Origin of the sequence: Corallibacter sp. (genome assembly GCF_048381695.1) — a bacterium.
GTDB classification, from domain to species: Bacteria; Bacteroidota; Bacteroidia; order Flavobacteriales; family Flavobacteriaceae; genus Corallibacter; species Corallibacter vietnamensis.
On the sequence record NZ_JBLXHI010000002.1, the window covers coordinates 118,778 to 134,971 of the forward strand.

A 16,194-nucleotide genomic window follows, 5' to 3' on the forward strand; every position below is an offset into this window, starting at 1 on the left:
TGTTAAAACCAATGATTACCTACCTTTACATAAACTATACGATATGAAACAATTGCTCATAGCAAGTACATCCACCATATATGGAAGCGGTTATTTAGAATACCTACTCAATGATTTATCAGTTTTTTTTAAAAACATAAACACAGTAACATTCATTCCTTATGCCCGACCAGGCGGTATATCTCATGATGATTACACATTAAAAGCTAAAGAAGCCTTTAAGAAAATTAATAAACATGTTATAGGATTACATGAATTCAAAAACCCAATAGAAGGCATAGAAAATTCTGAAGCTATTTTTACCGGAGGCGGGAATACCTTTGTATTAGTCAATCAGCTTTATAAAAATAATTTAATACAACCGCTTCAAGATTGTATTAATTCCGGAATCCCTTATTTAGGAACCAGTGCTGGTAGTAATATTTGTGGCTTAACAATGCATACAACAAACGACATGCCTATTGTTTATCCTCCGAGTTTTAAAACATTAAGTTTTGTGCCGTTTAATATAAACCCTCATTATTTAGATCCTATTCCAAACTCAACACATATGGGAGAAACTCGTGAAACACGAATTAAAGAATTTCATGCATATAACACACAACCAGTAGTAGGACTTCGAGAAGGTAGTTGGCTTGAAGTTAATGACAACGAAATTACACTTAAAGGAATTCATAAAGCTAGGATTTTTGAGTATAACAAAACTCCTTATGAGGTAGATTCAGGAACTAAACTAAACGCTTTAAAATGAAAAAAGCTTCACTAATGTGAAGCTTTTTGAGCGGGAGACCGGGTTCGAACCGGCGACATTCAGCTTGGAAGGCTGACGCTCTACCAACTGAGCTACTCCCGCAATCGCGAGTGCAAATATAATTAAGAATTTAATTTTACAAAAGAAAAGATTTAGAAGTTTATACAATGACTAGCATAATTGAAACTAACCGCCTCTATTTAAGAGAATTCACTATTGAAGATGCTGAGCATTTTTTTTACATGAACAACGATTTTGATGTCATAAAGCATACTGGCGACACTCCTTTTGATAGCATTAATGATGCTAAAATGTTCCTAAAAGACTACAATCAATATAAATTACACGGCATGGGTAGATGGGCTGTTTGCCTTAAAGAAGATAATACCTTTTTAGGATGGTGTGGCTTAAAATATCACCCTAAAGAAAAACTCGTAGAAGTAGGTTACCGTTTTTATAAAAAATTCTGGAATAACGGTTATGCTACAGAAAGCGCTAAAGCTTCAATAAAATACGGTTTTGAAAACTTAAAACTAAAAGATATTTATGCGCATTGCCATATAGATAATTTAGCATCTCAAAAAGTTATCGAGAAATGTGGTTTATCATTTTTGCATAATGGTATATATGACAATATGCCTGCCAAGCTCTATAAAACAAAGAACCCTTACTTAAACGTTAAAAAAATATCTGCAAATGAAACACATATTGTAAGACATCCTGTTTTAAGAGCAGGACGTCCAATTGAAGATTGTATTTTTGATGGCGACACCTTAAAAACAACATATCATTTAGGATTATATTTAAAAAAAGAATTAATTGGAGTGGTCACTTTAATGAAAAACAAGCATGATTTTTATATTGAAAAATCCCAGTATCAACTTCGTGGCATGGCAATTTTACATGCATATCAAAAAAAAGGATTGGGAGAATTACTCATTTTAGAAGCTGAAAAACTATTAAAAGATTTACAAACCGAACGTTTATGGCTTAATGCTAGAGAAATTGCTGTTTCGTTTTATAAAACCCAAGGATATAACATAAATGGAGGTGCTTTTCAAATTCCTAAAATAGGGTTACATTACACAATGAGTAAGAAATTTATTTAGAAAGTTTTCGATTTGTTTCGTAAATTTAATTACTTAAAAACAAGCAATTATGAGAACAGGAAACCGAAAGATTAAGCTACTAATTGGTATTGCAATTGTGTTATTTGCAGTCATTAAGTATTGCTCTAGTGCTGAAACAAATCCATATACCGGAAAAGAACAGCACATATCAATTTCTGAAGAACAAGAAATAGCTATAGGCTTACAAAGCACTCCTCAAATGCAAGCTCAATATGGCGGCTTATATCCAGATGACAATTACCAAGCTTTTGTTGATAATGTTGGGCAAAAATTAGTTAATAATAGCATTGCTAAAAAAACCGGATATCAATATGACTTTCATTTATTAGCTGATGCTCAAACCATTAATGCTTTCGCTCTTCCTGGCGGACAAATATTTATAACGTATGCCCTGTTTTCAAAACTTGAAAACGAAGATCAACTTGCTGGTGTTTTAGGCCATGAAATAGGTCATGTTTTAGGAAGACATTCAGCCGATAGAATGTCTAAACAAGATTTAACTCAAGGTCTCCTTAATGGTGTTGCCGTAGGAATTGACCCAAATACTGCTCAAGGCGCTGCCGCTATTGCTAACATAATAAACATGAAATATGGTAGAGAGGATGAATTAGAAAGTGATGATTTAGGGGTTCGTTTTATGATAAAAGCTGGGTACAACCCAGAAGAAATGATTGGCGTTATGAAAATACTAAAATCTGCCGCTGGCCCTAACCGCACTCCCGAATTTCAAAGCACACATCCTGACCCAGAAAACAGAATACAAAAAATTAAAGAAGCCATAAAAAAATATAAAACCTCACAATAAAAAAAGCCTTGCTACTGCAAGGCTTTTTCCAACTAACCAACTTAAAAAGTAACTTCTAAAAAAATCACTTCTTTTCTAATTCCTTTTCTAAAATGACTTTTGCCTCTTTTGCATTAGACATTTCTGCATAATCTAAAGCTGTATGACCTTTGTCGCACTTCTTTTTTAAATCTGCTCCTTTTTCTATAAGCAACTTTAAAATTTCAGTTCTATTAAATTTTGCTGCATACATAACTGGTGTAAGTCCATTCCATTTTTTATCAACATTTGAACCTAATTCAATTAACTTTTTTACAGTCTCTAAATCACCTTTTACAATAGATAGGTGAAAAGGGCTCGCTTCAACTATATTCTCTAAAACATAGCTGTTATCGTTGTTAACTTTAATTGGATTGGCATAAGCTGTTACTAGTGTAAAACTTAATGCGATTGCGGACATAATGATTGTTTTTTTCATGATGAAAGATTTTAATTGTTTGATTAATGATTTGTTTTTTGATATACTAAAGAGACGACTTAATTTTTTAATTGTTACACTGTAAAATGAGTAATAACATTTATTTAACTTTTTGTACATAAATATGTTAAGGCCGTATTAATTTTAAAAGATATCTTAACCATTACTAAAAAAATATCTAAATATTAATTAACTATGTTTTTTACAATACAGATTTAAACAAAAAAACTTATAATCATCTATCTTTACACACAAAGCAAATTACCATGAATAAAAAAGTTATTTTAATGATATTAGACGGTTGGGGAACATCTCCTGACCCTAAAGTATCTGCAATAGATCAAGCAAACACACCTTTTATAGATTCTTTATATAAAAACTATCCAAACGCAAGTTTAAGAACCGATGGGTTACATGTGGGTCTTCCTGAAGGTCAAATGGGAAATAGTGAAGTTGGCCATATGAATTTAGGAGCTGGACGTATTGTATATCAAGATTTAGTTAAAATAAATTTAGCCGTAAAAAACAACACACTTAAGGACGAACCAACACTTGTCAATGCCTTTGAGTATGCTAAAACCAACAATAAACCCATTCATTTTTTAGGACTATTAAGTGATGGTGGAGTTCACTCTCACATTAACCACTTATTAGGTTTAGTAAAAGCCGCCAATTCTTTTGGGGTAGAAAACTCTTATATACACGCATTTACTGATGGTCGTGATGTTGACCCTAAATCTGGCTTTGGTTTTGTAACAGAACTTCAACAACATATTGAAAATACCAACACGCAACTAGCAACCATAACAGGTCGTTACTACGCAATGGATAGAGACAAACGTTGGGAACGTGTTAAGCTTGCTTATGATGCATTAGTTCATGGTATGGGCGAACAATCTCAAGATGCCTTAAAATCAATTAGCGCTAACTATGACAACGATATTACAGATGAGTTTATAAAACCAATCGTAATGGTTGATGATGCTAAACAGCCTGTTGCTAAAATAAAAGATGGTGATGTTGTTGTGTTCTTCAATTTTAGAACAGATAGAGGTCGTCAACTTACCGAAGCACTTTCACAAAAAGATTTTCACGAACAAAACATGCATAAATTAGATTTGCATTATGTAACAATGACAAATTATGATGAAAACTTTAAAAACATCAATGTTATATACAACAAAGAAAATCTTACAGATACACTTGGCGAAGTATTATCAAAACACAATAAAAAACAAATACGAATTGCCGAAACTGAAAAATATCCACACGTAACATTTTTCTTTTCTGGAGGTCAAGAAGAGCCATTCCCTGGAGAATCTAGAATATTAAGACATTCGCCAAAAGTTGCTACTTATGATTTAAAACCTGAAATGAGCGCTTTTGAGTTGCGTGATGCTTTAGTTCCGGAACTAGAAAAAGGTGAAACCGACTTTGTTTGCCTTAACTTTGCAAACGGTGATATGGTTGGCCATACAGGCGTTATGGAAGCTGCAGTAAAAGCCTGCGAAGCTGTTGACACTTGCGTGAAAGATGTTGTTACAGCTGCTTTAGAAAACGGATATACAACACTGTTAATTGCAGATCACGGCAATTGTGAAACCATGATTAACCCAGATGGTTCCCCTAACACAGCACATACAACAAATCCTGTTCCTGTTATTCTTATTGATAATGATTTAAAGCAAATAAACGATGGCATTTTAGGTGATTTAGCACCAACAATTTTAAAATTAATCGGTGTGCCTCAACCTGAAAAAATGGATAGACACGCTTTGATTTAATTAACCGTTAATATTATTGTACTTTTGCACTCAATATTAAAATATGAATTTTAACGACAAGCTAATTATTGCTGTAGATTTTGATGGCACCATCGTAGATGATGCTTATCCTAAAATAGGAAAACCAAAACTATTTGCATTTGAAACCTTAAAACGACTACAAGAAGATGGTCATAGATTAATTCTATGGACTTATCGTAGCGATATTCGTTTAGAAGAGGCTGTCACATTCTGCAAAGAAAACGGTATTGATTTTTATGCGGTAAACAAAAGTTTTCCGGAAGAACAATATAACTATGCTAAAAGCAGAAAAATTCACGCTGATTTATTTATTGACGACAGAAATATTGGTGGATTTATTGGTTGGGGAGAAATTTACCAAATGCTTTTAGACCCAAAACATCACCCAAAAAAAACAGAAAAAAAGAAAGGGTGGCTTTCATTTTTAAGAAAATAAGATGATTATAGTAAAAACAAAAGAAGAAATAGAATTGATGCGCCAAAGTGCTTTGGTGGTATCAAAAACACTTGGTATGCTTGCTAAAGAAGTAAAAGCTGGCGTTACCACAAATCAATTAGATAAACTTGCAGAAGATTTTATAAGAGCTCAAGGTGCATTACCTGGATTTAAAGGTCTTTACGACTGTCCTTCTACATTACTTTGCAGTGTAAATGAAGCTGTTGTTCATGGTTTACCTACAGACAGACCACTAGAAGATGGCGATATAGTTTCTATAGACTGTGGTGCTTTAATGAACGAGTTTTATGGTGACCATGCTTACACTTTTGAAGTTGGCGAAGTTGACCCTGAAACTAAAAAACTTATAGAAGTTACTAAAGAATCGCTTTACGTTGGCATTAGAGAATTTAAATCTGGAAACCGTGTTGGCGATGTAGGTTATGCCATTCAAAACCATTGCGAAACTCAAGGTTATGGTGTAGTGCGTGAATTGGTAGGACATGGACTTGGACGTAAAATGCACGAAGACCCTGAAATGCCAAATTACGGTAGACGTGGTAGAGGAAAAAAGTTTATAGAAGGTATGGTTGTAGCCATTGAACCTATGATTAATGGTGGCACACATCGTGTAAAACAACTTAAAGATGGTTGGACAATTGTAACGCTTGACGGAAAACCTAGTGTACATTTTGAACACGATGTTGCTCTAGTTGATGGCAAACCTGAAATACTATCAACCTTTGCTTATGTTTATGAAGCATTAGGCATTACGTCTGACGAAGAAAATGAGTTTAGACAACAAGCTTTAATTCTTTAATTCCTCATTATGAATACCATTGAGTTTATTGAAAAGGAACTTAAATCATTAAGAGACTCCTTAAATAATCACGACCTATACAAAGCACTTTCAACACCTGATGATATTAAAATTTTCATGGAACAGCACGTATTTGCTGTTTGGGATTTTATGTCACTTTTAAAAGCGCTACAAAACCAGTTAACAACAACATCGTTACCTTGGTTACCTGCAAAAAACCCTGCGACTGCACGTTTTATCAATGAAATTGTTTTAGGTGAAGAAAGCGATGTTAACGAACTAGGAGCTCCTAAAAGTCATTACGAAATGTATCTAGATGCCATGAATCAAATAGGTGCTAGCACATCTCAAATGCATCAATTAGTACAGTTTTTAAATAATGGCGATTCGCTTGAAAATGCTATTAAAAACTGTAATTTAGATACTTCTACCGAAAATTTCATCAACTATACGTTTGAAATTATCAGCACAAATGAACCTCACAAAATAGCATCGGCATTTACTTTTGGTCGTGAAGATGTGATTCCTGATATGTTTTTTCAAATTATCAATCAGTCACAAACCAATGATCATTCTTACAGCAAGTTAACCTATTATCTTAACAGACATATAGAGCTTGATGGAGACGAGCACGGACCTTTATCATTAAAAATGATTGAAGAACTTTGCGGTAATGACGACCAAAAATGGCAAGATGTATTACAAGTGGCTAAAGATGCATTAATACAACGTATTGCGCTTTGGGATGGCATTTATGAAAATATACTTTCTAACAAAACCATATTAGCTTAAACTGATTGAAAAAGCTTTTTAAAATACTACTAAACCTCATACCTAGACCGTTATTAATTAGGTTTAGTTATTTAGTACGTCCTGTTATAGCAACATTTTTAAAAGGAGAAAACCACACTGATCCTATTGATGATAAAAGCTTTAAAACCTTTTTACCTTATGGTTATGGCACACAACGTAACAATGTTTTGTCGCCTTCAACCTTAAGTTTAGAGCGTCACAGGTTGTTGTGGTTGTATTTAAAAAATGAAACTGATTTCTTTTCAGCAAAAAACAAAGTGCTCCATTTTGCTCCAGAACAGTGTTTTTTAAAACGTTTTAAAGCACTAAAAAATATAGATTATACAACCACAGATTTACTATCACCTATTGCTGATGTAAAAGCTGATATTTGTAACCTTCCGTTTGCTGATAACAGCTATGATGTTATTTTTTGCAATCATGTTTTAGAGCATATTCCTGATGATACTAAAGCCATGCAGGAATTGTATCGTGTTATGAAGCCTGGTGGTTTTGGTATTTTTCAAATTCCGCAAGATTTAAACCGTGAAACAACGTTTGAAGACGATAGCATCACTGATAAAAAAGAACGTGCTAAAATTTTTGGTCAATATGATCATGTGCGTATTTATGGTCGTGATTATTTTGACAAATTAAGACGTATTGGTTTTAAAGTTGAAGAAGTAGATTACACCGCATCGTTATCTGATGCTGACATACATAAATACTGTTTAGCAAAAGGTGAAATTATTCCGGTTGTTTATAAATAACTCTTAATATGACACAACAAGCATTTATAATTACAGGCGCTTTATTTGGAATGTTAGCCATAATTTTTGGTGCATTTGGCGCTCATGCATTAAAGAAAACACTATCTGAAGATCAACTTAAAAGTTTTGAAACTGGCGTAAAATATCAAATGTATCATGCTATTGTTTTGTTAATACTTGGTTTTAATCAAGAGTTCTCTACATCAGCTATGTATTGGTGTTTTACTTTAGGTATTGTCCTTTTTTCTTTTAGTATCTATGGCTTAATTTTAAGTGATGCCAAAGGAAAGAAATTACGTTTTCTAGGACCAATTACGCCTCTTGGAGGTTTACTTTTTGTAATTGGTTGGTTGCTGATTTGTATTCAGGCGTTATAAATTAAATAGTTTGCTATTTATTCCTCAGGAAAACCATTAAGATTTAAAGTCTCAAACTCATGTTTTTCATTTTCAAAAATTAAAAACACTTGAAACTCTGGGTGAGATTTTAAAAATGTTTTAACACCTTCTATTCCCATAGCTTTAAATGCTGTTGCATAAGCATCAGCAGTCATACAGTCGTCAGCAATAACCGATATACTCAATAAATTAGTCTTACTAGGGTAACCTGTTTTAGTATCAATAATATGCGAATAGCGATTTCCGTTGTTATCGACTTTAAACTTTCTATAAGTCCCGGAAGTCGCCATGGCTTTATCTTTTAATTCTATGGCTTTTAAAATGGATTGCGATCCATCAAAATGAGGCTTTTCAACACCAACACGCCAAGGCAGATTTTTGGCCTTATTAACACCTTTGGTTCTAATTTCACCTCCAATATCTACAATATAGTTGGAAACGTTCTGGCTTTCTAAAAACTCACCAATAACATCCACTCCGTAACCTTTTGCTATAGCATTAAAATCTAAAAATGTTTTTGGATATTCTTTATTGATAATATGCGAGTCTCTTGTTACTTTGTTAAAACCAACAGACTTCATTAAGCTATCTATTTTAAGGCTATCTAATGACTCAATATTTCCTTCAGGGCCAAAATCCCAGGCGTTAACTACTGCGCCAATTGTTGGGTCGAAAACACCTTCTGTAGCATTATAAATTTCTTTTGCTTTATTGAAAACAGTTATAAAATGTTGGTCTACACTAACGGATTCATTTTTATTTATTTTAGAAATATCTGAATCTGGTATATATGTAGACATCGATTTATTTATAGCTGCAAACAAACTATCAAATTGTTTCTGATAATTACTATCATTTTTTGAGTAATATTTTACCGCATATGATGTTCCAAAAACCGACCCTGAAATATTGATGTTTTCTACTTCCTTGCTACATGAAAACACCAATAAAAGTATAAGTATATATAAAGCTTTTCTCATTTAGTTTAAATTAGTTTCAATAACCTGAATACCATTGTACTCCATTAGGTAATCTTCGTTAAAATAAATAGGTAAATCCTCACCATTTGGGTTGCTTAAACCAACTCCAGCATAAAGTACTTTGGCGTCTTTTTCTCTAGCATGTTTTTTAAAGGTTTCCATCCAAACAACATCATAATTATTAGGGTTATCAGGTAACATAACAGCTCTTACAATGACAAAATAATACTGACTATTTTTGTCTATGCAAACAAACTGCGGATGCTTTTTTAACTTACTATTTATGGCCACAAATTCAAACCCACGCTTTTCTAAATCTTTACCAACATGGTTCATTGCCAAGTTATGAAGTTCTTGCTTTGTTAGTGGTTTACTCATACCACAAAGATACAAACTTGCTGTTTAAACCTCATGCGTTTTGAATTGTAAAAAAATAGAACATGTAGTAAGTTTACATCATATGCTTATATTGCAAACAAACATCTATTTGTTTACCTATATATTAAGATATGAAACGCATTGCTTTTACGTTACTCTTTGTGCCTACTTTATTAATTTCATGTAAGGTGAATCATAAAAATTTGCCTGATCCATTAGAAGCCGGTTGGAAAGGAAAGGCTGTTTGTAAAGTTGTTGAAGACAACTCAAAATTAAGGATACTGAAATGCACTTTCCCTCCTGGTGTAGGACATGAAAAACATTATCATAATCCTCATTTTGGCTACACCATAAAAGGGAGTAAATTCAGAATTACAGATTACAAAGGCACTCGCGAAGTAAATGTTCCTTCTGGATACAGCTTTAAAAAAGATAGTCTCACGACACATAAGGTTTTAAATGTAGGAGATAGCACAGGTGTATTTTTAATAATGGAATACAAATAAAAAAACCAGCATTAAAGCTGGTTTTTTTATTATTTAGTTCTGAAGAATTACTATCCTCCAAAGTCATCAAATCGGATGTTCTCATCTGGAATTCCAAAGTCTTCACCCATTTTTTGAACGGCTTTGTTCATTAATGGAGGTCCACAGAAATATAGTTCTATATCTTCTGGTGCGTCATGTAGATTTAAGTAGTTATCTATAACACAATTGTGAATAAACCCTACAAACCCATCTCCTGGTGCATCAATACTTTCTTTTACTTTCCAGTTATCTTCCTCTAATGGTTCAGATAATGCTAAATAGAACTTAAAGTTAGGGAAATCTCTTTCTAAAGCACGGAAATGTTCTAAATAGAATAATTCACGTTTTGAACGACCACCGTACCAGTATGTTACTTTACGTCCTGTTTTTAATGTTTTGAATAAGTGATATAAGTGAGAACGCATTGGCGCCATACCTGCTCCACCACCAACATATAGCATTTCTGCTTCAGACTCATTAATAAAGAACTCTCCGTAAGGTCCAGAAATAGTTACTTTATCACCTGGTTTCTGATTAAAAATATAAGATGAAGCTACACCTGGATTTACATCCATCCAACCATTTTTGTTACGATCCCATGGCGGCGTAGCAATACGAACATTAAGCATAATATCACGTCCTTCAGCAGGGTAAGAAGCCATAGAGTAAGCTCTTTCTACTGTTTCATCATTTTTCATTACTAATGGCCAAAGACCAAATTTATCCCATTCTGCTTGAAACTTATCTGGTGTTTCATGCTCTTCTGGATGTGCTGTAATATCTATATCAGCATATTTTACTTCACAAGGAGGGATTTCTATTTGAATATATCCACCTGCTTTATAGTTCATATCTTCAGGGATACGCACTACAAACTCTTTAATGAATGAAGCTACGTTGTAGTTACGAACTACTTCTGCTTCCCATTTCTTAATACCAAACACTTCTTCTGGAATGGTAATTTCCATGTCTTGCTTTACTTTTACCTGACAAGATAAACGCGCTCCATGTGCTAACTCTTTACGTGTAAAGTGAGGTGTTTCTGTTGGAAGCGCTTCACCACCTCCAGATAATACGTGACATTCACATTGAATACACGTTCCACCACCACCACATGCTGATGGTAAGAATATTTTTTGGTTACCTAATGTTGATAATAATGTACCACCTGAAGCTACTTCTATTTCTTTCTCTCCGTTAATTTTTATTTTAACTGGACCAGATGGAGATAATTTTTGTTTTACAAATAGTAACAAACTTACTAGTAATAGTGTTACTACTAAAAAAGCTGCTACAGTTGCTAAAATTGTACCTAATGTACCTGCTACTAATACGATCATGTTACTCTACTACTTTTGTGTTGTTAGCTATCTCTTTTATTGTTTCCTCTTTTACAGGAGCTTCTACTTGCGCAGTTTTATCTTCTTTAGCTTCTTCTTCATCTCCACCAGTTAGCATACCACCAAAACTCATAAATCCAATTGCCATTAAACCTGTAATAATAAATGTAATTCCTAAACCTCTTAAAGGTGCAGGTACATTTGAATAACGTATTTTTTCTCTAATTGCAGCAATAGCTAAAATTGCTAAAAACCAACCAATACCAGAAGATATTCCGTAGTTAAAAGCTAAACCTATTGTTTCAATCTCTCTAGACTGCATGAAAAGAGAACCACCTAAAATTGCACAGTTTACAGCAATAAGCGGTAAGAAAATTCCTAATGAGTTATAAAGTGATGGAGAAAACTTCTCAACCACAATCTCTACTAATTGTACCATGGTAGCAATTGTAGCAATAAACATTATAAAAGAAAGGAAACTTAAGTCGTAATCTGCATATTCTGCACCTAACCAAGTTAATGCTCCTGGTTGTAAAATATACTGATCTAATAACCAGTTTACAGGTACAGTTACTGCTAATACAAATATTACAGCTGCACCAAGACCAACTGCTGTGCTTACTTTTTTAGATACAGCTAGGTAAGAACACATCCCTAAGAACGTGGCAAATACCATGTTATCTATAAAAATTGATTTGAAAAATAATTCTAAATGTTCCATATTCTATATTTTGATGAAATCCTGAAGTAATTCAGAATAACAAGTCAATTTTAGTCTTCAATTAAATCTTTGTTTCTACTACGTTGTACCCAAATAATGATTCCAACTACTATTAAGGCCATAGGTGATAATAACATGAAGCCGTTATTTTCATATCCAATAGCATATAATCCTGTTTTTTCTATTGGGTCTCCTAATACTTTAAATCCTAGTAAAGTACCAGAACCTAAAAGTTCTCTAAAGAAACCAACAATAACAAGAATAACAGCATATCCTAAAGCATTACCTATACCATCCAAAAATGATCTCCATGGTCCGTTTCCTAAAGCAAATGCTTCAAATCGTCCCATAATGATACAGTTAGTAATAATTAAACCAATAAATACAGAAAGTTCTTTACTTAAAGAGTAAGCGTAAGCTTTCAATACTTGGTCTACAATAATTACTAATGCTGCAACAACTGTAAGCTGAACAATAATTCTAATCTTTGATGGGATTATGTTACGTATTAATGATATTACTACGTTTCCTGCTCCCATTACAAACAATACAGATAAAGACATTACAATAGAAGCCTTTAATTGCGCTGTAATAGCTAATGCCGAACAAATACCTAATACCTGAATAGTAATTGGATTGTTATCTGCTAACGGGTCTGTTATTAATTTTGCGTCTTTTTTTGAAAGTAATCCCATAAGATTATTTTTTTAAGTTTTTAAAATAAGGCACATACAATGATAAATCACTTTTTATCATAGCAGCCACTCCATCACCTGTAATTGTTGCACCTGCAATAGCATCAACTTCGTTATCTGTCTTATCTTGATTTGTAGGATCTGCATTGCTTTTAGTAATAGCAACACCTTTAAAGTTACCGTTACTATCTAATAAATGTTCTCCTATAAAATCATCCATAAAGAAACGCTCTTTGATGTTTGCTCCTAAACCTGGTGTTTCTCCTTTATGATCAAAATAAGCGCCTTGTATTACCATATCCTTATCCATAGCAATGTAAGCCCAAACAGCATCCCAAAGTCCTTTTCCTCTTATTGGAGCTATGTAATATGTTTGGCCATCTTTTTGACCAATAAATAAAGGTAACTTTCTTTTTGATGGATCTCCTTTAGCGTTTGCTTTTGCTTTTTTAATATCAATTAAGTAAGCTTCGTCATCTTCTGTCACTTGTCCATCTTGTATAACGATTTGTTTTGTAATGTATTCGTTAAACAATTTTGGAGCAACGTCTGTAGACACAAAGTTTGCACTACTTTCATCGTTTTCATTAACACCCATTGCGTATAGGATGTTTTGTTGTTTTTCTAACTCTACGTTTTTAGTAATTGTAGGCTTAAGTGATGCTGCTGTAAAAGCTAATAAAGCACCAACTACAATCACCATTCCTATGGCAAACAATATGGTATATACGTTGCTATCTGTTTTATTGCTCATTTTTTTAAGCTGTTTTTACTTTTAAACGTTTTTTTCTCTTTTTCACATTTCCTTGCACCACATAATGGTCAATAGTTGGAGCAAATACATTCATTAACAGAATTGCTAACATAACTCCTTCTGGATATGCTGGGTTGAATACACGAATCATAATAGAAATAAATCCAACTAAAAATCCGTAAATCCATTTTCCTTTATTAGTTTGTGAAGCGGTTACAGGATCTGTTGCCATAAACACAGTACCAAAGGCAAATCCACCAATTAATAAATGGTGCCAAAATTCTGTGCTCATTAATCCGTAAAACTTGCTACTTTCTGTAATCCAACCAGCGTCAACAACACCGTTAAATATTAAGCCCATTACTAATGCGCCTATTACAGATGATAACATAATTCTCCAGCTTCCTATTTTAGCGAAGATTAAGAATAAACCTCCTAGTAAGATTAAAAGTGTAGATGTTTCTCCTACAGATCCCGGTATAAAACCGTAAAACATATCTGCTATAGAATAACCTGCTTCGTGACCTTGTGCTAAACTTCCTAGGATTGTTTCTCCTGATATAGCATCTACATTAGCTCCGCCAGCAATTTCTTGAGCGCGCTCTACAGCTCCATGAACCCATACTTTATCTCCTGACATCCAAGTTGGATAGGCAAAGAATAAAAATGCACGTATAGTAAGTGCTGGATTAAGAATATTCATTCCTGTACCACCAAATACTTCTTTTCCTATAACTACACCAAATATTACTGCTACTGCTAGCATCCATAACGGAATATCTACAGGTACTATAAGCGGCACAAGCATTCCTGTAACAAGATAACCTTCTTCTACTTCATGACCTTTTATTACAGCAAAAATAAATTCTATTGCTAGACCAACTCCGTACGATACAATTACTAATGGTAACACTTTAATTAAACCAATGTAAAAAGCATCCCATGATAAGAATTCTACTGGTGATCCTACTGCTGCAAAATGCTGATAACCGGCATTAAACATTCCAAATATTAAACAAGGAACTAGTGCCATGATTACCGTATTCATTGTACGCTTTAAATCATCAGCAGCTTTAATGTGCGTTCCATTGTGAGTTGTTTCGTTTGGCAGGTATAAAAATGTATGTAGCGCATTAAACGCTGGCGCCATTTTGGTGCCTTTATACTTTTCTTTTAAGTTATGTAAATTACTTTTTAAGCCCATTATCCTATCTCTTTAAGCATTAAGTCTAAACCTTCTCTTATAATTTTTTGATGTGGTTGTTTAGACACACAAATAAACTCGGTTAAAGCGAAATCTTCAGGTGCAACTTCGTACATACCTAAAGCTTCCATTTCATCTAAATCTTGATACATACATGCTTTAAGAATTTGCATTGGGTATATATCTAATGGAAAAACTTCTTCGTAGCTTCCTGTTACAACAAAAGCACGATGCTCACCATTTGTATTTGTATTTAAATCGTATTTTTTCTTTGGATTTAACCAAGAGAACGTCATAGCTCTTGAAGTAGAAATCTTATTGAAAACAGGTTTATTCCATCCAAAAAACTCATAATCATCACCTTCTGGAATAACCGTAATTGTATTGCTATAATAATCTAAAGCTCCGTCTGGTTTAATTTGTTTTCCTGTTAATACATTTCCAGAAATAATACGATCATTTCCATCTTTATCAACACCGTTATCATAAACCATTGTTGCTACTTCACTACCAATTTTGGTTTTAAAGTATCTAGGCTTCTTTACAGATGATCCAACTAAAGCTACAACACGCTCAGCGTTAAATTTACCCGTTAAAAGTAATTCTCCTATTATTACAAGATCTTGTGGGTTCACTGTCCAAACAACTTCTCCTTTGTTTATTGGATCTATTTTATTGATTTGTGTTCCTACATTTCCTGACGGATGCGGTCCTGAAACCTTATGAATTGTTACTCCAGATAATCCTGCTAACGGTGAATTAGAACCCTTACCTACAGATACATGCACTGAACCCTCGGTTAGTTTTCCTAAAGCAGAAACTGCTGCTTGTAATTCAGCCTCTTTACCTTGCAACACATAATCATAATCTGCTGCTAATGGCGCTGATGCATAACCTGAAATAAAAATCGCTTTTGGAGATTTATTAGGATTTGCAACAACATCATACGGACGCTGTTTTACAAACGGCCAACATCCTGATGCTAATAAGTGAGATTTTACAGCATCAGCATCAGCTGAAGCTATATCAAACTTACCGTTATCCTGATAAAACTGTTCTTTGTCTGCTTGAATTTTAATATCTAAAATTCTACGTTTTGCACCTCGTACTACCTCGATCACTTCACCAGAAACTGGAGAAACAAACTTAATAGCCTCATTGGCCTTATCATAAAATACAGTTTCACCTGCTTTTATTTTAGCGCCTTCTTTTGCTATAAGTTTAGGAGTAATACTATGAAAATCTTCTGGACTAATAGTGCAGTAGTTGCTGATAATGGCGTTTTCCGTCGTTTTTTCAGCAGCACCTTTAAGGTTTATGTCCAGACCTTTTTTAATCTTAATGTCGTTTGACATATGTATAAAATTGAAATTAGTTGTCTAAAAATCCGTGCAAATTTACAAAGTAAATACCAAAAATTGTTTTTTAAAA

Annotated in this window: 19 protein-coding genes and 1 tRNA gene; 10 read left to right on the top strand and 10 right to left on the bottom strand. The window is 33.6% G+C overall.

The annotated features are described in order from the left end of the window. Window positions 1-43: 43 nt before the first annotated feature. Entirely contained in the window at window positions 44-751 is a 708-nt protein-coding gene (pepE, locus tag ACN5J3_RS04340) for a dipeptidase PepE (RefSeq protein WP_418510896.1), read from the top strand. 29 nt (window positions 752-780) lie between these two features. Here the strand turns inward: pepE and ACN5J3_RS04345 are convergent. Then, window positions 781-853: transfer RNA gene (locus ACN5J3_RS04345), tRNA-Gly, on the bottom strand. A 65-nt stretch (window positions 854-918) separates the two neighbouring features. Here ACN5J3_RS04345 and ACN5J3_RS04350 point away from each other — a divergent pair. Beyond that, window positions 919-1,860, top strand: a complete 942-nt coding sequence (locus ACN5J3_RS04350) for a GNAT family N-acetyltransferase (protein WP_418510897.1) — start codon at window positions 919-921, stop codon at window positions 1,858-1,860. 49 nt (window positions 1,861-1,909) lie between these two features. Then, complete coding sequence (locus ACN5J3_RS04355) at window positions 1,910-2,686, top strand: M48 family metalloprotease (RefSeq protein ID WP_418510898.1); 777 nt, start codon at window positions 1,910-1,912, stop codon at window positions 2,684-2,686. 64 nt (window positions 2,687-2,750) lie between these two features. Here ACN5J3_RS04355 and ACN5J3_RS04360 read toward each other — a convergent pair whose 3' ends face one another. Continuing rightward, window positions 2,751-3,143, bottom strand: coding sequence for an ankyrin repeat domain-containing protein (locus ACN5J3_RS04360; protein ID WP_418510899.1), 393 nt, complete (start codon window positions 3,141-3,143; stop codon window positions 2,751-2,753). A gap of 266 nt (window positions 3,144-3,409) precedes the next feature. Between ACN5J3_RS04360 and gpmI the strand changes: the two genes are divergently transcribed. The 6 genes from gpmI to ACN5J3_RS04390 are packed head-to-tail and all read left to right on the top strand — an operon-like array spanning window position 3,410 to window position 8,143. Further along, window positions 3,410-4,927, top strand: coding sequence for a 2,3-bisphosphoglycerate-independent phosphoglycerate mutase (gpmI, locus tag ACN5J3_RS04365; RefSeq protein WP_417290279.1), 1,518 nt, complete (start codon window positions 3,410-3,412; stop codon window positions 4,925-4,927). A 43-nt stretch (window positions 4,928-4,970) separates the two neighbouring features. After that, window positions 4,971-5,384 carry a BT0820 family HAD-type phosphatase gene (locus tag ACN5J3_RS04370; RefSeq protein WP_418510900.1) on the top strand — a complete coding sequence of 138 codons (414 nt, stop codon included), beginning with the start codon at window positions 4,971-4,973 and terminating at the stop codon, window positions 5,382-5,384. A gap of 1 nt (window position 5,385) precedes the next feature. Beyond that, window positions 5,386-6,204 carry a type I methionyl aminopeptidase gene (gene map, locus ACN5J3_RS04375; protein WP_262732105.1) on the top strand — a complete coding sequence of 273 codons (819 nt, stop codon included), beginning with the start codon at window positions 5,386-5,388 and terminating at the stop codon, window positions 6,202-6,204. A gap of 9 nt (window positions 6,205-6,213) precedes the next feature. Then, window positions 6,214-6,996: a DUF3050 domain-containing protein gene (locus ACN5J3_RS04380; protein WP_418510901.1), complete on the top strand. Its 783-nt coding sequence runs from the start codon at window positions 6,214-6,216 to the stop codon at window positions 6,994-6,996. Window positions 6,997-7,001: 5 nt separating this feature from the next. Further along, window positions 7,002-7,766, top strand: a complete 765-nt coding sequence (locus tag ACN5J3_RS04385; RefSeq protein WP_418510902.1) for a class I SAM-dependent methyltransferase — start codon at window positions 7,002-7,004, stop codon at window positions 7,764-7,766. Window positions 7,767-7,774: 8 nt separating this feature from the next. Next, window positions 7,775-8,143 carry a DUF423 domain-containing protein gene (locus ACN5J3_RS04390; RefSeq protein WP_418510903.1) on the top strand — a complete coding sequence of 123 codons (369 nt, stop codon included), beginning with the start codon at window positions 7,775-7,777 and terminating at the stop codon, window positions 8,141-8,143. A gap of 17 nt (window positions 8,144-8,160) precedes the next feature. Here the strand turns inward: ACN5J3_RS04390 and ACN5J3_RS04395 are convergent, their stop codons facing one another. Both ACN5J3_RS04395 and ACN5J3_RS04400 read right to left on the bottom strand, forming a co-directional pair. Then, window positions 8,161-9,144, bottom strand: a complete 984-nt coding sequence (locus ACN5J3_RS04395; protein ID WP_418510904.1) for an FAD:protein FMN transferase — start codon at window positions 9,142-9,144, stop codon at window positions 8,161-8,163. Further along, a complete protein-coding gene (locus ACN5J3_RS04400) occupies window positions 9,145-9,522 on the bottom strand; it encodes a Na(+)-translocating NADH-quinone reductase subunit F (RefSeq protein WP_417290285.1) in 378 nt (125 codons plus the stop codon). It abuts the gene before it with no gap. Between the two features lie 131 nt (window positions 9,523-9,653). Here ACN5J3_RS04400 and ACN5J3_RS04405 point away from each other — a divergent pair, with 131 nt between their 5' ends. After that, entirely contained in the window at window positions 9,654-10,028 is a 375-nt protein-coding gene (locus tag ACN5J3_RS04405) for a cupin domain-containing protein (RefSeq protein ID WP_418510905.1), read from the top strand. Window positions 10,029-10,078: 50 nt separating this feature from the next. Here the strand turns inward: ACN5J3_RS04405 and nqrF are convergent, their stop codons facing one another. Genes nqrF through ACN5J3_RS04435 form a run of 6 tightly spaced genes read right to left on the bottom strand, consistent with a single transcriptional unit; the run spans window position 10,079 to window position 16,118 of the window. Then, window positions 10,079-11,386: an NADH:ubiquinone reductase (Na(+)-transporting) subunit F gene (gene nqrF, locus ACN5J3_RS04410; RefSeq protein WP_344729263.1), complete on the bottom strand. Its 1,308-nt coding sequence runs from the start codon at window positions 11,384-11,386 to the stop codon at window positions 10,079-10,081. A 4-nt stretch (window positions 11,387-11,390) separates the two neighbouring features. Continuing rightward, window positions 11,391-12,110 carry an NADH:ubiquinone reductase (Na(+)-transporting) subunit E gene (gene nqrE / locus ACN5J3_RS04415; protein WP_418508448.1) on the bottom strand — a complete coding sequence of 240 codons (720 nt, stop codon included), beginning with the start codon at window positions 12,108-12,110 and terminating at the stop codon, window positions 11,391-11,393. Between the two features lie 50 nt (window positions 12,111-12,160). Beyond that, window positions 12,161-12,805 carry an NADH:ubiquinone reductase (Na(+)-transporting) subunit D gene (locus ACN5J3_RS04420; protein WP_344726022.1) on the bottom strand — a complete coding sequence of 215 codons (645 nt, stop codon included), beginning with the start codon at window positions 12,803-12,805 and terminating at the stop codon, window positions 12,161-12,163. Between the two features lie 4 nt (window positions 12,806-12,809). Further along, window positions 12,810-13,559 (bottom strand): Na(+)-translocating NADH-quinone reductase subunit C, encoded by a 750-nt coding sequence (locus tag ACN5J3_RS04425; protein WP_418510906.1) that lies wholly within the window; start codon window positions 13,557-13,559, stop codon window positions 12,810-12,812. Window positions 13,560-13,563: 4 nt separating this feature from the next. After that, window positions 13,564-14,763, bottom strand: a complete 1,200-nt coding sequence (locus ACN5J3_RS04430; protein ID WP_417290290.1) for an NADH:ubiquinone reductase (Na(+)-transporting) subunit B — start codon at window positions 14,761-14,763, stop codon at window positions 13,564-13,566. Next, window positions 14,763-16,118, bottom strand: a complete 1,356-nt coding sequence (locus ACN5J3_RS04435) for a Na(+)-translocating NADH-quinone reductase subunit A (RefSeq protein ID WP_418510907.1) — start codon at window positions 16,116-16,118, stop codon at window positions 14,763-14,765. Before ACN5J3_RS04435 ends, ACN5J3_RS04430 begins: the two co-directional genes overlap by 1 nt. Between the last annotated feature and the right edge of the window lie 76 nt (window positions 16,119-16,194).

Coding starts and splice junctions, on each gene's coding strand:
- ACN5J3_RS04430 (WP_417290290.1), bottom strand. CDS start 14,763: ATGGGCTTAAAAAGTAATTTACATAACTTAAAAGAAAAGTATAAAGGC.
- ACN5J3_RS04405 (WP_418510905.1), top strand. CDS start 9,654: ATGAAACGCATTGCTTTTACGTTACTCTTTGTGCCTACTTTATTAATT.
- ACN5J3_RS04395 (WP_418510904.1), bottom strand. CDS start 9,144: ATGAGAAAAGCTTTATATATACTTATACTTTTATTGGTGTTTTCATGT.
- ACN5J3_RS04380 (WP_418510901.1), top strand. CDS start 6,214: ATGAATACCATTGAGTTTATTGAAAAGGAACTTAAATCATTAAGAGAC.
- ACN5J3_RS04435 (WP_418510907.1), bottom strand. CDS start 16,118: ATGTCAAACGACATTAAGATTAAAAAAGGTCTGGACATAAACCTTAAA.
- ACN5J3_RS04390 (WP_418510903.1), top strand. CDS start 7,775: ATGACACAACAAGCATTTATAATTACAGGCGCTTTATTTGGAATGTTA.
- ACN5J3_RS04355 (WP_418510898.1), top strand. CDS start 1,910: ATGAGAACAGGAAACCGAAAGATTAAGCTACTAATTGGTATTGCAATT.
- nqrE (WP_418508448.1), bottom strand. CDS start 12,110: ATGGAACATTTAGAATTATTTTTCAAATCAATTTTTATAGATAACATG.
- ACN5J3_RS04360 (WP_418510899.1), bottom strand. CDS start 3,143: ATGAAAAAAACAATCATTATGTCCGCAATCGCATTAAGTTTTACACTA.
- map (WP_262732105.1), top strand. CDS start 5,386: ATGATTATAGTAAAAACAAAAGAAGAAATAGAATTGATGCGCCAAAGT.
- ACN5J3_RS04425 (WP_418510906.1), bottom strand. CDS start 13,559: ATGAGCAATAAAACAGATAGCAACGTATATACCATATTGTTTGCCATA.
- ACN5J3_RS04420 (WP_344726022.1), bottom strand. CDS start 12,805: ATGGGATTACTTTCAAAAAAAGACGCAAAATTAATAACAGACCCGTTA.
- ACN5J3_RS04370 (WP_418510900.1), top strand. CDS start 4,971: ATGAATTTTAACGACAAGCTAATTATTGCTGTAGATTTTGATGGCACC.
- ACN5J3_RS04350 (WP_418510897.1), top strand. CDS start 919: ATGACTAGCATAATTGAAACTAACCGCCTCTATTTAAGAGAATTCACT.
- pepE (WP_418510896.1), top strand. CDS start 44: ATGAAACAATTGCTCATAGCAAGTACATCCACCATATATGGAAGCGGT.
- ACN5J3_RS04400 (WP_417290285.1), bottom strand. CDS start 9,522: ATGAGTAAACCACTAACAAAGCAAGAACTTCATAACTTGGCAATGAAC.
- gpmI (WP_417290279.1), top strand. CDS start 3,410: ATGAATAAAAAAGTTATTTTAATGATATTAGACGGTTGGGGAACATCT.